Below are 20,069 nucleotides of genomic sequence, written 5' to 3'. Positions count from 1 at the left end.
AAAAATATCCACAGGAGCGTGGAACATGCGTTGGGCGACTTATTTCGCCGTGTTGGCGTCTGTCTTGAGTGTCGGCCTGGCCCTGGGCGTCAGTATGCCGTTGGTGTCGTTTCGCCTCGAAGCCTGGGGTTACGGTTCGTTTGCCATTGGTGTCATGGCGTCCATGCCGGCCATTGGCGTGCTATTGGGTGCGAAAATCTCCAGCCATCTGGCGGCGCGCCTCGGTACGGCCAATCTGATGCGCCTGTGCCTGTGGGCCGGGGCGTTGTCCATCGGTTTGCTGGCGCTGCTGCCGAGCTATCCGGTGTGGTTGGTGCTGCGGCTGATGATCGGGGTGATCCTGACCCTCGTGTTCATTCTCGGTGAAAGCTGGATCAACCAACTGGTGGTCGAGCAATGGCGCGGGCGACTGGTGGCGCTGTATGGCAGCAGCTACGCCTTGAGTCAGCTGGCCGGGCCGTTGCTGCTCGGCGTGCTGGGTACCGAGCATGATTACGGTTTCTGGGTTGGCGTCGGTTTGCTGATCGCAGCACCGTTTCTGTTGCTGGGTCGCAGCGGTGCACCGAGCAGCGAAGCCTGCAGCGTGACCTTCAGTGACTTGCTGGCTTTCTGCCGTGGCCTGCCGGCGATTGCCTGGGCGGTGTCATTGTTTGCCGCGTTTGAAGCGATGATCCTGACCCTGTTGCCGGTCTATTGCCTGCGGCAAGGCTTCACCACCGACATTGCCTTGGCGATGGTCAGCACGGTGGTGGTGGGCGACGCGTTGCTGCAGTTGCCGATTGGCGCGCTGGCCGATCGCTTGTCGCGGCGCACGCTGTTCACCGGCTGTGCGGTCGTCTTGCTGGTATCGAGCCTGGCCATCCCATTGCTGATCGACACGCTGCTGATCTGGCCCTTGTGGGTGTTGTTCGGCGCCAGTGCCGGCGGCCTGTTCACCTTGTCACTGATCCTGATCGGCGAGCGCTATCGCGACGACGCACTGGTGCGGGCCAACGCGCATATTGCACAGCTGTGGGGGATCGGTTGCCTGATCGGCCCGTTGGCGGCGGGTGCCGGCAGTCAGTGGATCAGCGGGCATGCGTTGCCGTTGTTGATGGCGGCCGGGGCGTTCGGATTGGTGATTTTGCTGTCGCGGCAAGGGGCGTTTGGCGCGGTGCAGCCGGCTTAGATTAAAGAACAAAAGATCGCAGCCTTCGGCAGCTCCTACGGTTGAAATGCGATCCCATGTAGGAGCTGCCGAAGGCTGCGATCTTGGCGATTAAAGCTACAACATGCGCTCCAGGCCGACCGCGGTGCTGAACCAGGCATTGAACCGCCGCCACCAGCTCCCCGGCTCTTTGGTCAATACGTGCATTTTGCCGTCGTCTTCAGTCACCCAGACGATGCGGTCATGGTCCAGCTTCACCTGATAACTCAGCGCCGGCGCCATACCCTCCAGTGCCGCTTTTTGCACGTAGGCGGCCAGTTCCGGGCTGTCTACCAGCACGCCAACTTCTGTGTTCCACAGCACCGAGCGCGGATCGAAATTGAACGAGCCAATGAACGCTTTCTGCTGGTCGAAAATCATCGCCTTGCTGTGCAGGCTGGAATCGGAACCTCGGAAAGACCTGCCGTAAAAAACAGGCCCGCTGCCGCCACCTTCGCCGGGCTGACGGCGTAATTCGTACAGCTTCACCCCATGCTCCAGCAACGCCTTGCGGTAGGGGGCGTAGCCGCCATGCACGGCCGGTACGTCGGTGGCTTCGAGGGCGTTGGTCAACAAGCTCACCGACACCCCGGCGTCGGCCCGGCCGGTGAGGTAAACCAATCCCGGCTGGCCGGGCACGAAGTACGCCGAAATCATGATCAACTCTTTGCTGACACTCATAAGCTCGGGCGCCAATTGCGTGGTCAGCAGCAAATGCGGATCGGGTTCACCTTTGGACAGTACTTTGCTGGGTGCATCCCACAACGCCTGGCTCCAGGCCCAGATCAACTCGCGGCGCCAGATATCCATTCGTGGGTTAGTGGTGAAGGTCATCAATTGTTGATACAGCGCATGATTCTGTTTGCGCGTTTCTTCCAGCGATTCTTCCAGGCGGGTCCGGCTGTTCTGCAGATCCTTTTGCGTCGGCTTGCGCGACAGAAACTCATCTATCGGTTTACTCAGCGCACTGTTCCAGTATTGATCGAAGCTGTGTCCGAGTTGTTCGGCGACCGGACCGATGCCGAGCATGTCGATATCGGTAAAGTTCAAGTTAGGCTCGGCATCAAAATACTCGTCGCCCAAATTGCGCCCGCCCACGATCGCCGCGCTGTTATCCGCCAGCCACAACTTGTTGTGCATGCGTCGGTGTTGCAACGACAGCTCGAACAGCCGGCCCATGGCGCGCGTCACGCCCGTGGCACGGCCCAGGTGCAGCGGATTGAACAAGCGGATCTCGATCTGCGGATGCGCTGCCAGCGTGCCGATGGTCCAGTCCAGGCCGTCGCTGGTGGTGTCGTCGAGCAGGATCCTCACCCGCACACCGCGGTCAGCAGCCTTGAGCAGTTCTTCCACCAGCATCCGGGTGCTGATCCCGTCATGGACAATGTAGTACTGAAGATCGAGGCTGCTTTGGGCGTTGCGAATCAGTTCGGCGCGGGCAGTGAAGGCTTCACTGCTGTTGGACAGCAAGCGAAATCCGGATTTGCCCTCATGGGGCGCCGCCTGAGTCTGGATCGAGCGACCAAACGCCGAGTCGCTGGCAGGCAGCGCCTGGCTCGGTTCGCGTTGAACGTCGAAGCTGGCGCAACCACCAAGCACGCAAGTGAGAAGGAGAAGAGCAAGCAGGGGCTGTCTGAATCTCACGTAGGATTGTTCCGATTGGCGGCCGTTGTCGGCATAGGACGCCGATTCCCAGAGAAAGGTCAGTCGGTGGAGCTGTCCGTTTCCGCCAGCAGTCTGATTGCCGCAGCGCCGACCCGGCGCACCGCTTCTTCAATTTGCGGTGTTGGTTTGGCAGCGTAGTTCATCCGCAGGCAATTGCGGTACTTGCCCGAGGCGGAAAAGATGCTGCCGACGGCAATCTGTACGCCCTGGTCGTGCAAGGCGCGATTGAGTTTCAGGGTGTCGAAGCCCTCTGGCAGTTCAACCCAGAGCATGAAGCTGCCTTGTGGACGACTGGCCCGGGTGCCCGCCGGAAAATAGCGCGTGACCCAGTCGATCATTGCGTCGCGATTGCGTTGGTATTGGCTGCGCATCCGCCGCAAATGCGGTTCGAAGTGCCCGGCCTTGAGGAATTCGGCAATGGCGATCTGTGGTTGCGGCGCGGTGGAGCCGGTGCTGATGTATTTCATGTGCAGCACCCGTTCCAGATAGCGCCCCGGTGCCACCCAGCCGATGCGCAGGCCCGGTGCCAGGGTCTTGGAAAAGGAACTGCAGAGCAGGACACGGCCGTCCTCGTCGAAGGACTTGATCGTGCGCGGTCGCGGGTAGGTGTAGGACAGTTCGCCATACACATCATCCTCGATGATCGCCACGTCAAAGCGCTGTGCCAGGGTCAACAACGCGCGTTTGCGTGGTTCCGGCATGATGTAGCCCAGCGGGTTGTTGCAGTTGGGGGTCAACTGTATGGCCTTGATCGGCCATTGCTCCAGTGCCAGTTCCAGCGCATCGAGGCTGATCCCGGTGAGCGGGTCGGTAGGGATTTCCAGGGCTTTCATGCCGAGGCCCTTGAGGGTCTGCATGGCGCCATGAAAGCTTGGCGAATCCACGGCCACGATGTCTCCCTGCTCGCATATGGCACGGATGCTGGTCGACAGCGCTTCGTGGCAACCGGTGGTAACCACCAGGTCGCTGGCGCTCAACTGGCAGCCGGAGTCGAGCATCAGGCGGGCGATCTGTTCGCGCAGTTCGAGGGTGCCATGGATGTTGTCGTAATACAGGCCGGGCATGTCCTGCCGCCGGCTGATCCGTGCGAGGCCGCGCAGCAGCGGTTTCATGGTCGGCGTGGTGATGTCCGGCATGCCGCGACCCAATTGCACCACGTCCTTGCGTGGCACCGCGCGAATCAACTCCAGGACCTGATCCCACTGGGAAATATCCACCGGCCGTTGCGCCGGACGGCCAATCGCCGGCAACTCCGGCAGCGCTCGACTCACCGGCACGAAATAGCCCGACTTGGGTTTCGGCATCGCCAGGCCGCTGTCTTCCAGCACCCGATAAGCCTGCTGCACAGTGCTCAGGCTGACGCCGTGCTCGACGCTCAACGCCCGCACCGACGGCAGCCGGTCACCCGGGCGATAGAAGCCCTGTTCGATACGCGTGCCGAGCAGCTCGGCAAGGTTGACGTAGAGGGTCATGGCGCTGTCTCGGTGTGGTTCATTGGGTAAACCCATACAGATGAGGCGAAAAATTGCGATTCAGAGGGTAAAACATCAAATCTGTATGGAACTAATAACTTTCTGTTGAATCTGTAATGCTTTTCGCCGTCCACGCATCATGAAAGCTCTGGTGACCCATGTAAACAGGAGCGATCAACATGAACGGCTTGAGCGATGTGCGACTGACGTTACGCAGTCAGGAACTGGCGGCAGGGCAAAATCACGGCGCGTGCGCGGCAATCCTGCGCAACGCACCGTCCGGCCTGGGTCGCTGGGGTCTGTTCTGGCATCGTTTGCACACACGCAAGGCGTTGCTCATGCTCACGCCGGAGCAACTCAGGGATGTGGGGTTGAGTCGGGAGCAGGCGCGGGAGGAGGGGCTTAAGCCTTTTTGGCGGATCTGAGTGCTGTGGCGTTCTCCCGGACGGCATCGCGGGCAAGCCCGCTCCCACAATGGTCGCTGGTGTTCACAAAAATTGTGTTCACCGCTAATCCCTGTGGGAGCGGGCTTGCCCGCGATGAGGCCCATAAGACTGCCACTAACCGGTCAGACCAACTCTTTCATCCGATGCCACAACATCCCCAACGCCAACAACGGCGACCGCAAATGCTTGCCGCCCGGAAAGGTAATGTGCGGCACCTTGGCAAACAGGTCGAACCCACCACTGTGCTGCCCGCTGATCGCTTCAGCCAACAACTTGCCCGCCAAATGCGTGGCATTCACCCCGTGACCGGAATAAGCCTGGGCGTAATACACATTCGGCTGATCCTGCAGCCGGCCGATCTGTGGCAGGCGATTGGCACCGATGCCGATCATCCCGCCCCATTGATAGTCGATCTTCACCCCGGCCAGTTGCGGGAACACCTCCAGCATCTTCGGCCGCATGTAGGCGGCGATGTCCTTCGGGTCGCGTCCTGAATAATGACAAGCGCCGCCGAACAGCAAACGTCGATCCGCCGAGAGTCGATAGTAATCCAGCGCCACCCGCTGATCACAGACCGCCATGTTTTGCGGCAGCAGTGAGTGGGCCAGTGCTTCGCTCAAGGGTTCGGTGGCGATGATGTAACTGCCGGCGGGCAGCACCTTGCCGCTGAGTTCGGGGTTGAGATCATTGAGGTAGGCGTTGCAGCCCAGCACCAGCGTCTTGGCGCGAACCGAGCCCTGGAGGGTATGGACCTTGATCTCGGGGCCGTATTCGATGCGGGTGGCGGCCGAGCGTTCGAACAGTTTCGCCCCCAGTTGCTGTGCGGCGGCCGCTTCGCCCAAGGCCAGGTTGAGCGGATGCAAATGCCCCGAGCCCATGTCGATCAGACCGCCCACGTAACGGTCGGAGCCCACTACCGAGTGCATTTCGTTGGCTTGCAGCAACCGGGTTTCGTAACGGTAGCCGAGGCTGCGCAATTCTTCGGCGTCTTCGGCAAAGCCTTCCAGGTCGCGGGGCTTGTTGGCGAGATCGCAGTAACCCCAGGTCAGGTCGCAAGGGATCTGGAAACGCTCGACCCGCTGTCGGACGATTTCCACCGCTTCCAGCCCCATGAGTTTCATCTGATGCACGCCGTCCGGACCGATCACGTTGGCGAATTGATCGAGACCATGGCCAACACCGCGAATCAATTGCCCGCCGTTGCGCCCGCTGGCGCCCCAGCCGATCTTGTGGGCTTCGAGCAGCACCACGCTCAGGCCGCGTTCGGCCAGTTCGAGCGCCGTGTTCAATCCGGAGAATCCGCCACCGACCACGCACACATCGGTCACCAGGTCGCCTTGCAGCACCGGGTGATCAGGCTGCGGCAGACTGCTGGCGGCGTAATAGGACGCCGTGTGCCGATGGCTTGGGACAGGTTGCTGAGCACGGGCATTCATGTGCGTGTTCCTGATTCTTGTGTATAGAAAATTTGACGGAGCATAAGCCTGACCTTCCGGTACGGGCAACACTGGTCGGTTGTTGCTGTCTGGATCGCGGCTTTTGCGTCAGAATCCCGGTCTATCCCGCATTCGGTCAACGCTTCGATGAGCTGCAACAGCCAGAAAATTCGCACGCTGCGCCAGCAGATTCCCTCGTTCGAGTGCGTGCCCGGTTGCCATGACTGCTGTGGGCCTGTGACCACCTCGCCGGAAGAAATGTCCCGCCTGCCCCGCAAGACCCGGGCCGAGCAGGATGCGGCGATGGATGAGCTCAATTGCGTACACCTGGGGCCTGAGGGCTGCACCGTGTATGACGAGCGGCCGCTGATTTGTCGGTTGTTCGGCACTACCAAGACCTTGCCATGCCCCAATGGGCGGGGGCCGGTGGAGCTGATTCATCCGCGGGTCGAGAAGCAGATTCATGAGTACATGGCTTCGACCCGGCAGGTGTTGGTTTAGCGGTCGCGGTCATTCAGGGTCACCGAGTCGACTCAATCGCGAGCAAGCTCGCTCCCACAGGTACAGCGTTGCCCTTGTGGGAGCGAGCTTGCTCGCGATGGGGTCCGAATAGGCACCGGAAAATATTCAATCCGGAATCGGCAGATTCAAGCTCTCCTTCACCTCTTCCATCACGATATAGCTCTTGGATTCGCGCACATGGGGCAGCTTGAGCAGAATATCGCCCAGCAGTTTTCGGTACGAAGCCATCTCGGAAATCCGGGCTTTCACCAAATAGTCGAAATCCCCTGACACCAAATGGCACTCCAGCACGTGAGGCAGTTTCAGCACTGCGCGTCGGAACTCTTCGAAAGTATCGCCGGATTTGTAGTCGAGACTGATCTCGACGAACACCAGCAGACTGCCCTTGAGGTGCTGCGGATTGAGCCGGGCGTTGTAGCCCATGATGATCCCTTCGCGCTCCAGCCGCCGGACCCGCTCGGTACAGGGGGTGGTCGAGAGTCCGACCTTTTCCCCGAGCTCGGTGAAGGAGATCCGCCCGTCCGTTTGCAGGATCCGCAGGATGTTGCGGTCGATCTTGTCCAGCTCACGTTTGGTCTGAGTGTTGGTACGCATAGGGGATGCGCCTCCGTGAAAAGGGTTTTTGCCGAGAATTGTCGCCAAATATAGGCATTTATATAGTGAAAAGCACTGGCTAATCTTTTTTACACTGCCCACATCTACGGTCTGAACAACAAACGTCAGCGGCAAGCCGCGATGAGGGATATGAAAATGCGCGTTATGGTCTTGGGTAGCGGCGTCATCGGTACTACCAGTGCTTATTATCTGGCCCGTGCCGGGTTTGAAGTGGTGGTGGTGGACCGTCAGCCGGCTGCGGCCATGGAGACCAGTTTCGCCAACGCCGGGCAGGTGTCGCCGGGTTATGCCTCGCCGTGGGCCGCGCCGGGTGTGCCGCTCAAGGCCATCAAGTGGCTGTTGCAGCGCCACGCACCGCTGGCAATCAAGGCCACCGCCGACATCGATCAATACCTGTGGATGGCGCAGATGCTGCGCAACTGCACCGCCAGCCGTTATGCGGTGAACAAGGAGCGCATGGTCCGTCTGTCCGAGTACAGCCGTGACTGCCTCGACGAGTTGCGCGCCGAAACCGGCATTGCCTACGAAGGCCGCAGCCTCGGTACGACACAACTATTCCGTACCCAGGCTCAACTCGACGGCGCCTGGAAAGACATCGCCGTGCTGAAAGAGTCCGGCGTGCCGTTCGAACTGCTCGACCGTGCCGGCATTGCCCGGGTTGAGCCGGCGCTGGCCAGCGTCACCGACATCCTCGCCGGTGCCCTGCGCCTGCCGAACGACCAGACTGGCGACTGCCAGATGTTCACCACCCGCCTGGTCGAAATGGCGACCAAGCTGGGTGTGGAATTCCGCTTCGAACAGGACATTCAGCGCCTCGACTACGCCGGTGATCGCATCAATGGTGTCTGGATCGACGGCAAGCTGGAAACCGCTGATCGCTACGTATTGGCGCTGGGCAGCTACTCGCCGCAACTGCTCAAGCCGCTGGGTATCAAGGCGCCGGTGTATCCGCTCAAGGGTTATTCCTTGACTGTGCCGATCACCAACCCGGCGATGGCCCCGACTTCGACTATCCTCGACGAGACCTACAAGGTCGCGATCACCCGTTTCGACAACCGTATCCGCGTTGGCGGCATGGCTGAAATCGCCGGTTTTGACCTGTCGCTTAACCCGCGTCGACGCGAAACCCTGGAGATGATCGTCAACGACCTTTATCCTCAGGGCGGCGATCTGACCCAGGCGAGTTTCTGGACCGGTCTGCGTCCGACCACACCGGATGGCACGCCGATCGTTGGCGCCACACCGTTCAAGAACCTGTTCCTGAACACCGGTCACGGCACGCTCGGCTGGACCATGGCCTGCGGCTCCGGTCGCTTGCTGGCTGACCTGATGGCGAAGAAAACGCCACAGATCAGCGCCGAAGGCCTCGATATCTCTCGTTATGGCAACAAAACCCAGGAGTCCGCAAAACATGTCAATCCAGCGCCAGCTCACCAATGAGCGCATGAGCCAGATCGTTGTCCACAGCGGCACCGTCTATCTGGCAGGGCAAGTCGGCGACGACATGAGTGCCGGGATTGAACAACAGACCCGTGAAACCCTCGCCAACATCGAGCGTTTGCTGGACCTGGCCGGGACCGACAAGAGCCGTCTGCTGTCGGTAACGATCTACATGAAAGACATTGAAGCGCACTTCGAAGGCATGAATGCGGTCTGGGACAAGTGGCTGCCAAAAGGCGTCGCACCGGCTCGCGCGACGGTTGAATCGAAGCTGTGCGAACCGGAAATTTTGGTGGAGCTGTCGGTTGTAGCCGCTCTGCCGTAATTGCTCTGACATAAGTACTTCAGAACGATCCCTCTCCCGGCGCTGCAGGCGGTTTATACCCTCAGCCAGCGCCGGTTTTTATTCTCATTGACCGACCAGAAGTCTGCCGCCATGCGTCCTGCCCGTGCCCTGATCGACCTTCAAGCCCTGCGTCACAACTACCAGATCGCCCGTGAAGTCTCGGGTGCCCGTGCCCTCGCGGTGATCAAGGCCGATGCCTATGGCCATGGCGCAGTGCGTTGCGCCCAGGCACTGGAAGCGGAGGCGGACGGGTTCGCCGTGGCCTGCATCGAAGAGGCCCTGGAGCTGCGCGCCGCCGGCATTCGTGCGCCGGTGTTGCTGCTCGAAGGTTTTTTCGAAGCCGATGAACTGTCGCTGATCGTCGAGCATGATTTCTGGTGCGTGGTGCATTCGTTATGGCAGCTCGACGCCATCGAAAAAGCCGCGTTGAACAAGCCGATCACGGTCTGGCTCAAGCTCGATTCGGGCATGCACCGGGTCGGCCTGCATCCGAAGGATTATCAGGCGGCCTATCAACGGTTGCTGGCCAGTGGCAAGGTTGCGAAGATCGTACTGATGAGCCACTTCGCCCGCGCCGATGAGCTGCACAGTCAAGCCAGCTCCGAGCAAGTAGCAGTCTTTGAAGCCGCGCGCCAGGGGTTGTCCGCCGAGGTCAGCCTGCGCAACTCGCCGGCGGTGCTGGGTTGGCCGCAGATTCCGAGTGATTGGGTGCGCCCGGGCATCATGCTCTATGGTGCTACACCCTTCGAAGAAGCCAATGCCGTGGCATCACGCCTGCAACCGGTGATGACCCTCGAATCGAAAGTGATTTGCGTGCGTGAACTGCCCGCCGGCGAGCCGATCGGTTATGGCGCGAAGTTCATCACCGCCAAACCGATGCGCGTTGGCGTGGTGGCTATGGGTTACGCCGATGGCTATCCACGTCAGGCACCGACCGGCACCCCGGTGATGGTCGCCGGCCAGCGCAGTCAATTGATCGGCCGGGTGTCGATGGACATGCTCTGCATCGACTTGACCGATGTGCCGCAAGCGGGCCTGGGTTCGACCGTGGAGTTGTGGGGCAAAAATATCCTCGCCAGCGACGTGGCCAAGGCCGCCGACACGATTCCTTACCAGATCTTCTGCAACCTGCACCGGGTGCCGAAGCTCTATTCCGGGGTTTAACCCAAGGCACCCCGGACCGAAAGTCGCCTCGCCGCACAGGATTCAGGCCAAAGTGTTGTAAATACTGAACGCTGTCGCCATGATAACGCTCAATATTCCAACAACCTGAATCCCTGGAGGCTCCAGTATTGGACGTCGGTGAACGACTGCAATCGATCCGTAAGCTCAAAGGCCTTTCCCAGCGTGAACTCGCCAAACGGGCGGGCGTCACCAACAGCACCATTTCGATGATCGAGAAGAACAGCGTCAGCCCCTCGATCAGTTCGCTGAGGAAGGTACTGGGCGGGATTCCCATGTCCATGGTCGAGTTCTTTTCCGAAGAGATCCTGCAGGAAAAACCGACTCAGATCGTCTACAAGGCCAACGAGCTGATCGACATTTCCGATGGCGCAGTGACCATGAAACTGGTCGGCCGGGCCCACCCGAGCCGGGCTATCGCCTTCCTCAATGAAATCTATCCGCCAGGCGCCGACACCGGTGAAGAGATGCTCACCCACGAGGGCGAGGAAACCGGGATTTTGCTCGAAGGAAGACTGGAACTGGTGGTCGGGCTTGAAACTTTTGTGCTCGAAGCCGGCGATAGCTACTACTTTGAAAGCACCAAGCCGCATCGTTTTCGCAATCCGTTCGATGCGCCGGCGCGACTAATCAGCGCAGCTACACCCGCTAACTTTTAACAAAAGAGGCGCCCTGCCAGCATGGCGGAGGGGCCCGGACTGTTTTTCCGTTGCACGACAAGACCCCTTCGACTTTGGGGTTGTTTCAGTGTGGCGGGCTTACCGTTATACTTGCGCCCGCCTGCGAACCGTGGCCGTGGGCGTGACTAGCCACCATTGAGGGTGAACGCGTGAATCTAATTATGAAAATGCTGGCTGCACCAGCAACCGTATTGGCCCTATGGGCAGTCAGCGCTCAAGCTGCGACTAACGACGATATTGCAAAACGCCTGGAACCAGTCGGCAAAGTCTGTGTACAAGGTCAAGAGTGCAAGGGAATGGAAGTGGCCGCTTCTGCGGGTGGCGGTGATGCCAAAACCCCTGACTCGGTGATTGCAAAACATTGCAACGCTTGCCATGGCAGCGGCCTGTTGGGCGCGCCGAAAATCGGTGATGCCGCCGCTTGGGGCGAGCGTTCCAAGAAAGAAGGCGGCGTTGACGGATTGCTGGCAAAAGCCATCTCGGGCATCAATGCGATGCCACCCAAAGGCACGTGCGCCGATTGCTCCGATGCCGACCTCAAGGGCGCCATCGAGAAGATGTCCGGCCTGAAATAAGGCTTCATCTTCAGCGAAAAAGCCGCTTGCGAGCGAATGCTGTTCAGTTATGAAATTGTAGGAGCGAGCTTGCTCGCGATGGTCTCAAGAGCGCCGCGTTTAGCCAGTAAACACGCGTTATTGTTCACGTCCTTCGCCAGCAAGCTCGCTCCTACAGTGGACCGCATGCCGCTTGTGAGCGGCTTTTTTGTGCCTGCGATTTGCCCTTGGGACTATTCTTTGCAGCAAAGGCCCGGCAAGCCCGGTCCAACCCGATTCACGGAATGTAAAGGGAGGATCCGATGGTGCAGCTGTGTTCTATCGAGCAGGCGGTCGATGACGTGTTGGCACGATTGCCGGCGCATATCCACATGGGCTTGCCCCTCGGCCTGGGCAAACCCAACCACTTCGTCAACGCGCTGTTTCAACGCATTGCACAATTGCCCGAACGGCAACTGACCATTTACACCGCCCTGTGCCTCGGCCGCCCTTCGTTAGGCGACGGTCTGCAAAAGCGCTTCCTCGAACCCTTCATCGAACGGGTTTTCGGCGACTACCCGGAGCTGGACTTCCTGGCGGGTCTTCACCAGGACAACCTGCCGTCGAACATTCGTATCCAGCAATTCTTCCTGCAGCCTGGCAGCTTGCTCAACAGTGCACCGGCGCAACGCGATTACATCAGCAGCAACTACAGTCACGCCGCTCGGGACATCAATGCCGCCGGCTTGAACCTGGTGGCGCAGCTGGTGGCCAGTCACAGCGAGCATCCCGACCGCCTGAGCCTGAGCTGCAACCCGGACATCACCCTCGACCTGTTGCCGATGATCGACAAGCGCCGGGCCGCAGGGGAGACGATCCTGCTGCTAGGGCAGGTGCACAACGACTTGCCGTACATGCCTGGCGACGCGGAAATCGGCATCGACGCCTTCGACCTGTTGATTGACGAGAAAGACAGCACGACGCTGTTCTCCACGCCGAACATGCCGGTGGGTTTTCAGGATCACTTCATTGGCCTGCATGCCAGCACGCTGGTGCGCGATGGCGGCACCTTGCAGATCGGTATCGGCGCGATGGGGGATGCCCTGACCGCCGCGTTGCTGGCGCGACAAGCCGACAATGACGGGTACAAGGCCTTGCTCGCGGACATCAATCTCAGCCAGTGGGCACAACTGATCGAACGCGAGGGCGGCGTCGAACCCTTTGCCAAGGGCCTTTACGGCTGCAGCGAAATGTTCGTCAACGGCTTGCTGGTGCTGGCGGATGCCGGGATCGTGCGGCGCAAGGTCTACCCCGATGTACCGACCCAGCAACAGGCGAATGCCGGCACCCTGGATGAGGGCGCGCAAACCGACGGCATCTCGGTGCATGGTGGCTTTTTCCTCGGGCCGCGCAGTTTTTATGAGCGCCTGCGGGCGTTGCCCCAGAGCAAGCGGTTCGAATTCAACATGACCCGCATCAGCTACATCAACGAGCTCTATGGTCAGGAAGAGCTCAAGCGTCTGCAGCGCCTCGATGCGCGCTTTATCAATACCGTGTTCACCATGACCCTGCTGGGGGCCGGGGTGGCGGATCAGCTGGAAGACGGGCGGGTGCTCAGCGGTGTGGGTGGGCAATACAACTTTGTAGTCCAGGGCCATGCGCTGGAAGGTGCGCGGTCGGTGCTGCTGCTGCGCAGCTGGCGCGAGTCGGGGGGTGACGTCAGTTCGAACATCGTCTGGGAGTACGGCCATTGCACGATCCCGCGGCACCTTCGGGACATCGTGGTGACCGAATACGGCATCGCCGATTTGCGCGGCAAGACGGATGCGGCAGTGATCGAAGCATTGCTGAACATCAGCGATTCACGCTTTCAGCCGGGGTTGATCGAGCAGGCGCAGAACGTTGGCAAGTTGCCAAAGAACTTCCACATCGATCCACGGTTTGCGCAAAACAATCCGCAGCGTTTGCAGGCGATTCAGGCGCAACATCCGAATCTGTTTCCTGAGTATCCGCTGGGGTGTGATTTCACCGAGGTGGAGCGGGATGTGTTGCGGGCGCTGAACTGGTTGAAGAGCAAGTTCAAGCTCACGCAGATTCTGGAGTTGGGTAAGGCTGCGCTGGATGCGCCGGAGCCGTCGGCGTTCCCCGGGCATCTGGAACGGATGCAGCTGACCCACCCGGAAGGGCTGAAAGAGGATTTGTTTCAGCGGCTATTGCTCACCGGCCTCAAGGCCACCACGCAATAACAGCCAACACAAAACCTTGTAGGAGCTGGCTTGCCAGCGAAGGCGGCGTAACTGCCAACAGAGATGTCGAATGTTATGGCCTCTTCGCTGGCAAGCCAGCTCCTACAGGGGTGCGGCGTCAGGGCTTTACTCGATGAAGGTCACGACACCGCCAACCAGCGACTGAACGCGAGCCAACGATTCAACCCGATAACCCTGCGCATCCAGCTCCGCACGCCCACCCTGGAACGACTTCTCGATCACGATCCCCAAACCCGCGACGGTAGCGCCAGCCTGTTTGATGATCGAAATCAGCGCTTGCGACGCCTTACCGTTGGCCAGAAAGTCATCGATGATCAGCACGCGGTCGCTGCTGGTCAGGTGGCGCGGGGAGATCGCCACCGTGCTTTCGGTCTGCTTGGTGAAAGAGTAAACGGTCGCCGACAGTAGGTTTTCGGTCAGGGTCAGGGACTGATGCTTGCGCGCAAAAATCACCGGCACGCCGAGGTTCAGACCGGTCATGATCGCCGGGGCAATGCCTGAGGCTTCGATGGTGACGATCTTGGTGATGCCCGAATCCTTGAACAGCGTGGCGAATTCGTCGCCGATCAGCTTCATCAGGGCCGGGTCGATCTGGTGGTTCAGAAAGGCGTCGACTTTCAGGACCTGGTCGGAAAGCACGATGCCTTCTTCGCGGATTTTCTTGTGCAGTGCTTCCATGAAGCTTTCCTCTAATGACGCCTGTGCGTCCAGGGCTGGTTAAAAAGTAGTCGATTTTAGCGCTTTAACATCGCGCGTATATCCGCCAATGCGGTATTGCCACGGACGGCTTTGACTTCAACGGGTGTGTCGTCGGTGCCTTCCCAGGCCAAGTCGTCCGGTGGCAGTTCATCGAGGAAGCGGCTCGGGGCGCAATCGATGATCTCGCCGTATTGCTTACGCTTGGCGGCGAAGGTGAAGGCCAACGTTTGACGCGCACGGGTAATCCCCACGTAGGCCAGGCGGCGTTCTTCCTCGATGGTGTCGGCTTCGATGCTGGAGCGGTGCGGGAGGATTTCCTCTTCCATGCCCATGATGAACACGTAGGGAAATTCCAGGCCCTTGGAGGCGTGCAAGGTCATCATCTGCACGCCTTCGGCGCCGTCTTCCTCTTCCTGCTGACGTTCCAGCATGTCGCGCAGCACGAGTTTGCCGATGGCGTCTTCGACAGTCATCTCGCCTTCTTCGTCTTTCTCGAGCGTGTTCTTCAACGCCTCGATCAGGAACCAGACGTTACCCATGCGGTAGTCGGCGGCCTTGTCGCTGGAGCTGTTGGTGCGCAGCCAGTTCTCGTAGTCGATGTCCATGACCATGCTGCGCAGCGCGGAGATCGGGTCTTCACCGGCGCATTGCTCGCGGACCCGGTCCATGAAGCGCTTGAAGCGCGACAGGCGATCGGTGAAACGGGCATCCAGATGTTCGCCCAGGCCGATTTCGTCGGTGGCGGCGTACATCGAGATTTTTCGCTCGGTGGCGTAGTTGCCAAGCTTTTCCAGCGTGGTCGAACCGATTTCCCGGCGTGGGACGTTGATCACCCGCAGGAAGGCGTTGTCGTCATCCGGGTTCACGATCAGGCGGAAGTAAGCCATCAGGTCTTTCACTTCCTGACGTCCGAAAAAGCTGTTGCCGCCGGACAATCGATAAGGAACCTGGTGATGCTGCAACTTCAGCTCGATCAACTTGGCCTGGTAGTTACCGCGATACAGGATCGCGAAATCGCTGTACGGCCGATCGGTGCGCAAGTGCAGGCTGAGAATTTCCACGGCCACGCGCTCGGCTTCGGCGTCTTCGTTGCGGCAGCGGATCACCCGGATCTCGTCGCCGTGACCCATTTCACTCCACAGCTGCTTTTCGAATTCGTGCGGGTTGTTCGAGATCAGCACGTTGGCGCAGCGCAGGATGCGGCTGGTGGAGCGGTAATTCTGCTCGAGCATGACGACTTTCAGGGACGGGTAATCGTCCTTGAGCAACATCAGGTTTTCCGGGCGGGCGCCCCGCCAGGCGTAGATCGACTGGTCATCGTCGCCGACCACGGTGAACTGGTTGCGGGTGCCGATCAGCAGCTTCACCAGCAGATATTGGCTGGCGTTGGTGTCCTGGTATTCGTCCACCAGCAGGTAGCGGACTTTGTTCTGCCACTTTTCAAGGATGTCGGCGTGTTCCTGGAAAAGTTTTACCGGCAGCAGGATCAGGTCGTCGAAGTCCACCGCATTGAACGCCTTGAGCGTGCGCTGATAGTGGGTATAGACGATGGCGGCGGTCTGTTCCTTGGGGTTGCGCGCATTTTCCAGGGCTTCGGGCGGCAGGATCAGGTCGTTTTTCCAAGAGCCGATCATGTTCTTGATCTCGTCGACACCGTCGTCGCCCGAGTATTCTTTCTGCATGATGTCGGTCATCAAGGCTTTGACGTCGGTCTCGTCAAAGATCGAAAAGCCCGGCTTGTAGCCCAGGCGAATATGTTCCTTGCGGATGATGTTCAGGCCCAGGTTGTGAAAGGTGCATACCGTCAGGCCGCGGCCTTCGCCGCCCTTGAGCAGGGTGCCGACCCGTTCCTTCATCTCGCGCGCGGCCTTGTTGGTAAAGGTCATGGCGACGATGTACTGGGCGCGAATGCCGCAGTTCTGGACCAGGTGCGCGATCTTGCGCGTGATCACGCTGGTCTTGCCGGAGCCCGCGCCGGCGAGCACCAAAAGAGGGCCGCCGACGTAGCTCACGGCTTCTTGCTGCCGGGGATTGAGTCGGGACATACGAAATAAGGGAGTCGTTTGCGAAATGGGCCGGCATTTTAACAGGCTCAGCGAATTGTGCTGCTCTCTCCGACTTGTGACGCAGCACGCTTTCGCCGATTGCCGGTTTTGTTACTTTCACGCAGGATGCGCGGTGAATTTTCGACTAATGTTCGAAATTCGAATTCAAGGCTGCGTTTGACAACCGATGTCATTTGGTCATTGGTGACCGGCGCTGCATAATGCCCGCCGCCTACATCATTGCAGAGTCTGGGGAGCCAGCTTGTCTACGCCTGTCGAACCCTTGCGTTTGCTGCTGCTGGCCGAAGAGCCGGGGTGGGCGGCGTTGTTGCGCGAGTGCCTGGCTCCGATGGGGAGCTCGGCCGTGCTGATCAGCGCGCCGAGCTGGGAGTCGGTCAGCCGTCTGTTCGATGACAACCGCAGCGCGGTGTTATTGACGATCCCGGCACTTGCGCCTCTGCCGGGTCGTTGCAATCTGCCGACGGTATTGCTGCTCGAACATGAGCCGCTGTCGCCGCCCGATGGTGTGAGCGACTGGCTGGTGCGCGATCTGCTGGATGCGGGCATGCTGCGCCGTTGCCTGCGCCATGTGCGTGAGCGCGGCGTGCTGGAAAACACCCTGCAGCGCCTGGCCGAGCAAGACCCGCTGACCGGCATCGCCAACCGCCAGGGGTTCCAGACTTTGCTGACAGCGCGCCTGGCGGAAAACGAAGGCCGCGGCCTGGCGCTCGGCCATCTCGACCTCGACAACTTCCGTCATGCCAACGACTCCCTCGGCCATCAAGCCGGTGATCGATTGATCCTGCAAGTGGTCGCTCGGCTTAAAAGCCAGCTCGAAGCCGGCGATCAGCTGGCGCGGTTGGGCAGCGATGAGTTTGCTTTGTTGATCGACACCCGTCGCGCGCCCGAACGCGCCGAGTGGATGGCCGAACGCATCACCGAAGCGCTGGCCGAGCCCTATTGGATCGACGGCGAAAGCCTGCTGATCGGTTCCAGTCTGGGTATTGCCCACGCCCGGGCCCAGGCCGGTGCCGACCCGCTGATGTGGCACGCGCACATTGCCATGCAGCAGGCCAAGAGCACACAGGGCTGCACCTTTCACATCTTCAACGAACGCATCAATCGCAATGCCCGCAGCATGGCGGACCTCGAAAGTGAGCTGCGCCGGGCCTTGCGTCGCGATGAGCTGGAGTTGCACTACCAGCCACGGCTGAACCTTGCGGACGGGCAAATCGTCGGCCTCGAAGCCTTGGTGCGCTGGCGGCATGCGGAACGCGGCTTGCTGCCACCGAGCGAATTCGTGCCGCTGGCCGAGCAAAGCGGGTTGATCGTGCCCCTCGGTTACTGGGTGATTTCCCGCGCCTTGCGGGACATGCAGGCGCTGCGCGAGCGGGGTTTGCCGGCGTTGCACATGGCGATCAACCTGTCGTTCCGCCAGTTTCAGGACAGCCAATTGCTGTCGACCCTGAGCCGGCTGATTGCCGAGCGCGGCGTCGAGGCGCAGTGGCTGGAGTTCGAACTGACCGAAACCGCGGTCATGCGCCGCAGCGATCTGGTGAAACAGACCATGGATGCCCTGGGGCGCCTGGGCGTACGCTTCTCCCTGGACGACTTCGGCACCGGATTCTCTTCGTTCGTGCACCTCAACAGCCTGCCGATTGCCTTGCTGAAGATCGACAAGAGCTTTGTCGGCGGCATGGAACAGCGCGAAGAAAATCGCAAACTGGTGCATGCGATGATCAACCTGGCACACAACCTCAATCTCGAAGTGGTCGCCGAAGGTGTGGAAACGCCGGAGCAGCTGAGTCTGTTGCGCGGGTTTGGGTGTAATCAGGTGCAGGGGTATCTGATCAGCAAGCCGTTGCCGATGGCGGAGTTGATCGAGTATCTGAGCTTTGGCGGCGGTCAGCAGCCGATGATGGATGTGGGGGGCTGACGGCCACCACAACCCCTGTAGGAGCTGGCAAGCCAGCTCCTACAGGGGGTCTCAGTCCGCCTGGGCGATTTGGAAGTTGGTCCCTGACAACGGCTCCCGCCGAATCATCCGCTTCATCTTCCACTCAAACGCCAACGTCAAACTCACCGCCGCGCACGCCAACCCCAGCGCCAGGCCCCACCAGACGCCCGTCGGGCCCCAGTTCATATGGAAGGCCATCCACCAGGCGGCCGGCGCACCAATCAACCAATAGCAGCCCAGCCCGACCAGGAACGTGGTCTTGGCATCCTTGAGCCCGCGAATGCAGCCCATGGCGATGGTTTGCGTGCCGTCGAACAGCTCGAACCATGCCGCGACCGTCAACAGGCTCACGGCCAGGTTGATGACCTCGCGAAATGCCGGGTCGTTGTGGTCCAGGAACAGGCCGATCAACTGGTTCGGCAGCAGCCAGAAGACCATCGCAAAGCCCAGCATCGCCGCCGCCCCGAAAGCAATCCCGACCCGCCCGGCCAGCCGCGCACCCAACAGTTGCCCCGCACCGTAGTGCTGGCCGATGCGCATGGTGATCGCATAGGAAAGCCCCGCCGGAATCATGAACGCCACCGAGACGATCTGCAGGGCAATCTGATGCGCCGCCAACTGCGTACTGCCCATGGTGCCCATGCACAACGCAGCGAAGGCAAACAGCCCGACTTCCACCGCGTAGGTGCCGCCAATGGGCAGGCCGAGGCGCCACAGTTCCTTCAGATACTGACGGTTGGGCCGCGACAGGCCCTGGCGCAGTGGATAAGCGTCGTAGGCCGGATGCCGACGGATGTGCAGCGCAAGCGCCAGCGCCATGAGGTTGGCAACGATCGCCGTCACCAGGCCGATGCCCACCAGACCCATTTTCGGCAAGCCGAACATGCCGGTGATCAACGCATAATTGAGCAGGAAGTTGGCCACCGTGCCGCCGAGGCTGATGACCATCACCGGCGTCGCGCGGCCGATGGCGCTGGTAAAACCGCGCAGGGCCATGAAGCTCAAATAGCCGGGCAGGGCGAACGGCAGGATCAACAGGAACTGCCCGGCCGCCTCGACGTTGGTTTCGGTCTGGCCGAACAGCAACAGCACCGGTTTGAGGTTCCACAGCAGCAAACCCGCCACCAGCGCCATCAGCCACGCCAGCCACAAGCCGGCCTGGGTCAGGCGCGCCGCACCGACGATGTCGCCAGCGCCCTGACGGATCGCCACCAGGGTGCCGACCGCCGCAATGACGCCGATGCAAAAGATCGACACGAACGAATAACTGGCCGCACCCAGGCCGCCGCCGGCGAGTGCCTCGGGACTCAGGCGCGCCATCATCAAGGTGTCGGTGAGGACCATCAGCATGTGCGCCAACTGCGAGGCAATCAACGGCCCCGCCAGCCGCAGGATGGCCCAGAGTTCAACACGCGCTGGATGCTGCATGTTCATCACGCTCGATTGTCAAAGTAAGCAGGAAAGCGTCGATTCTCGGCGCTCTGCGGGGATTTCACAAAGGGATAAAAAGGATGGGTGGCATGATTAAAACTCATGCTGCCGGGTTTCTGATAAGTTGGTGTCATTCCCTGCAGGAGC

The 20,069-nt window shown here is 60.3% G+C and carries 17 protein-coding genes; 10 read left to right on the top strand and 7 right to left on the bottom strand.

Annotated elements, in window-relative coordinates:
* The first annotated feature begins 25 nt into the window (after positions 1-25).
* Entirely contained in the window at positions 26-1,168 is a 1,143-nt protein-coding gene (locus ACA062_RS32460; protein WP_497454593.1) for an MFS transporter, read from the top strand.
* 96 nt (positions 1,169-1,264) lie between these two features.
* Here the strand turns inward: ACA062_RS32460 and ACA062_RS32455 are convergent, their stop codons facing one another.
* Together ACA062_RS32455 and ACA062_RS32450 are read right to left on the bottom strand one after the other, a co-directional pair.
* Entirely contained in the window at positions 1,265-2,830 is a 1,566-nt protein-coding gene (locus ACA062_RS32455) for a phospholipase D family protein (protein WP_497454592.1), read from the bottom strand.
* A gap of 59 nt (positions 2,831-2,889) precedes the next feature.
* Positions 2,890-4,323 carry an aminotransferase-like domain-containing protein gene (locus ACA062_RS32450; protein ID WP_497454591.1) on the bottom strand — a complete coding sequence of 478 codons (1,434 nt, stop codon included), beginning with the start codon at positions 4,321-4,323 and terminating at the stop codon, positions 2,890-2,892.
* A gap of 179 nt (positions 4,324-4,502) precedes the next feature.
* Here ACA062_RS32450 and ACA062_RS32445 point away from each other — a divergent pair, with 179 nt between their 5' ends.
* Positions 4,503-4,748 carry a DUF1127 domain-containing protein gene (locus ACA062_RS32445; RefSeq protein ID WP_497454590.1) on the top strand — a complete coding sequence of 82 codons (246 nt, stop codon included), beginning with the start codon at positions 4,503-4,505 and terminating at the stop codon, positions 4,746-4,748.
* Between the two features lie 143 nt (positions 4,749-4,891).
* Here ACA062_RS32445 and ACA062_RS32440 read toward each other — a convergent pair whose 3' ends face one another.
* Positions 4,892-6,205: an NAD(P)/FAD-dependent oxidoreductase gene (locus ACA062_RS32440; protein ID WP_497454589.1), complete on the bottom strand. Its 1,314-nt coding sequence runs from the start codon at positions 6,203-6,205 to the stop codon at positions 4,892-4,894.
* 147 nt (positions 6,206-6,352) lie between these two features.
* Here ACA062_RS32440 and ACA062_RS32435 point away from each other — a divergent pair, with 147 nt between their 5' ends.
* Complete coding sequence (locus ACA062_RS32435; RefSeq protein WP_497454588.1) at positions 6,353-6,706, top strand: YkgJ family cysteine cluster protein; 354 nt, start codon at positions 6,353-6,355, stop codon at positions 6,704-6,706.
* A 126-nt stretch (positions 6,707-6,832) separates the two neighbouring features.
* Here the strand turns inward: ACA062_RS32435 and ACA062_RS32430 are convergent, their stop codons facing one another.
* A complete protein-coding gene (locus tag ACA062_RS32430; protein ID WP_003176896.1) occupies positions 6,833-7,321 on the bottom strand; it encodes an Lrp/AsnC ligand binding domain-containing protein in 489 nt (162 codons plus the stop codon).
* Between the two features lie 156 nt (positions 7,322-7,477).
* Between ACA062_RS32430 and dadA the strand changes: the two genes are divergently transcribed.
* The 6 genes from dadA (at position 7,478) to ACA062_RS32400 (ending at position 13,769) form a co-directional block, all read left to right on the top strand.
* Positions 7,478-8,782, top strand: a complete 1,305-nt coding sequence (gene dadA / locus ACA062_RS32425) for a D-amino acid dehydrogenase (protein WP_497454587.1) — start codon at positions 7,478-7,480, stop codon at positions 8,780-8,782.
* Positions 8,754-9,107, top strand: coding sequence for a RidA family protein (locus ACA062_RS32420; protein WP_150798715.1), 354 nt, complete (start codon positions 8,754-8,756; stop codon positions 9,105-9,107). Before dadA ends, ACA062_RS32420 begins: the two co-directional genes overlap by 29 nt.
* A gap of 111 nt (positions 9,108-9,218) precedes the next feature.
* Positions 9,219-10,292, top strand: a complete 1,074-nt coding sequence (alr, locus tag ACA062_RS32415) for an alanine racemase (protein WP_497454586.1) — start codon at positions 9,219-9,221, stop codon at positions 10,290-10,292.
* Positions 10,293-10,420: 128 nt separating this feature from the next.
* Positions 10,421-10,969, top strand: coding sequence for a cupin domain-containing protein (locus ACA062_RS32410; protein ID WP_064680419.1), 549 nt, complete (start codon positions 10,421-10,423; stop codon positions 10,967-10,969).
* A gap of 182 nt (positions 10,970-11,151) precedes the next feature.
* Positions 11,152-11,565, top strand: coding sequence for a c-type cytochrome (locus ACA062_RS32405; RefSeq protein WP_497457525.1), 414 nt, complete (start codon positions 11,152-11,154; stop codon positions 11,563-11,565).
* A 281-nt stretch (positions 11,566-11,846) separates the two neighbouring features.
* The gene (locus tag ACA062_RS32400) at positions 11,847-13,769 is read left to right on the top strand and encodes an acetyl-CoA hydrolase/transferase C-terminal domain-containing protein (protein ID WP_497454585.1); all 1,923 of its coding nucleotides are present in this window, start codon (positions 11,847-11,849) and stop codon (positions 13,767-13,769) included.
* A 126-nt stretch (positions 13,770-13,895) separates the two neighbouring features.
* Here ACA062_RS32400 and ACA062_RS32395 read toward each other — a convergent pair whose 3' ends face one another.
* Together ACA062_RS32395 and rep are read right to left on the bottom strand one after the other, a co-directional pair.
* On the bottom strand, positions 13,896-14,468 hold the full coding sequence (locus ACA062_RS32395; RefSeq protein WP_201115704.1) for a xanthine phosphoribosyltransferase: 573 nt from the start codon (positions 14,466-14,468) through the stop codon (positions 13,896-13,898).
* Positions 14,469-14,524: 56 nt separating this feature from the next.
* Positions 14,525-16,534, bottom strand: a complete 2,010-nt coding sequence (gene rep, locus ACA062_RS32390) for a DNA helicase Rep (RefSeq protein ID WP_497454584.1) — start codon at positions 16,532-16,534, stop codon at positions 14,525-14,527.
* A 262-nt stretch (positions 16,535-16,796) separates the two neighbouring features.
* Here rep and ACA062_RS32385 point away from each other — a divergent pair, with 262 nt between their 5' ends.
* Entirely contained in the window at positions 16,797-18,470 is a 1,674-nt protein-coding gene (locus ACA062_RS32385) for a putative bifunctional diguanylate cyclase/phosphodiesterase (RefSeq protein ID WP_497454583.1), read from the top strand.
* A gap of 51 nt (positions 18,471-18,521) precedes the next feature.
* Here the strand turns inward: ACA062_RS32385 and ACA062_RS32380 are convergent, their stop codons facing one another.
* Positions 18,522-19,919: a NorM family multidrug efflux MATE transporter gene (locus tag ACA062_RS32380; RefSeq protein ID WP_497454582.1), complete on the bottom strand. Its 1,398-nt coding sequence runs from the start codon at positions 19,917-19,919 to the stop codon at positions 18,522-18,524.
* Positions 19,920-20,069: the final 150 nt, after the last annotated feature.

The sequence above is a fragment of the Pseudomonas sp. LBUM1679 genome, from assembly GCF_059695565.1.
Note: the sequence above shows the minus strand (reverse complement) of the source record. Positions and strands in the feature narration are given on the sequence as shown.

Excerpts from the sequence above, each read along its gene's own strand:
- ACA062_RS32395 (WP_201115704.1), bottom strand. The coding sequence starts at position 14,468 with ATGGAAGCACTGCACAAGAAAATCCGCGAAGAAGGCATCGTGCTTTCC.
- ACA062_RS32430 (WP_003176896.1), bottom strand. The coding sequence starts at position 7,321 with ATGCGTACCAACACTCAGACCAAACGTGAGCTGGACAAGATCGACCGC.
- ACA062_RS32440 (WP_497454589.1), bottom strand. The coding sequence starts at position 6,205 with ATGAATGCCCGTGCTCAGCAACCTGTCCCAAGCCATCGGCACACGGCG.
- rep (WP_497454584.1), bottom strand. The coding sequence starts at position 16,534 with ATGTCCCGACTCAATCCCCGGCAGCAAGAAGCCGTGAGCTACGTCGGC.
- ACA062_RS32405 (WP_497457525.1), top strand. The coding sequence starts at position 11,152 with ATGAAAATGCTGGCTGCACCAGCAACCGTATTGGCCCTATGGGCAGTC.
- ACA062_RS32460 (WP_497454593.1), top strand. The coding sequence starts at position 26 with ATGCGTTGGGCGACTTATTTCGCCGTGTTGGCGTCTGTCTTGAGTGTC.
- ACA062_RS32420 (WP_150798715.1), top strand. The coding sequence starts at position 8,754 with ATGTCAATCCAGCGCCAGCTCACCAATGAGCGCATGAGCCAGATCGTT.
- ACA062_RS32400 (WP_497454585.1), top strand. The coding sequence starts at position 11,847 with ATGGTGCAGCTGTGTTCTATCGAGCAGGCGGTCGATGACGTGTTGGCA.
- ACA062_RS32450 (WP_497454591.1), bottom strand. The coding sequence starts at position 4,323 with ATGACCCTCTACGTCAACCTTGCCGAGCTGCTCGGCACGCGTATCGAA.
- ACA062_RS32435 (WP_497454588.1), top strand. The coding sequence starts at position 6,353 with ATGAGCTGCAACAGCCAGAAAATTCGCACGCTGCGCCAGCAGATTCCC.
- ACA062_RS32445 (WP_497454590.1), top strand. The coding sequence starts at position 4,503 with ATGAACGGCTTGAGCGATGTGCGACTGACGTTACGCAGTCAGGAACTG.
- alr (WP_497454586.1), top strand. The coding sequence starts at position 9,219 with ATGCGTCCTGCCCGTGCCCTGATCGACCTTCAAGCCCTGCGTCACAAC.
- dadA (WP_497454587.1), top strand. The coding sequence starts at position 7,478 with ATGCGCGTTATGGTCTTGGGTAGCGGCGTCATCGGTACTACCAGTGCT.
- ACA062_RS32380 (WP_497454582.1), bottom strand. The coding sequence starts at position 19,919 with ATGCAGCATCCAGCGCGTGTTGAACTCTGGGCCATCCTGCGGCTGGCG.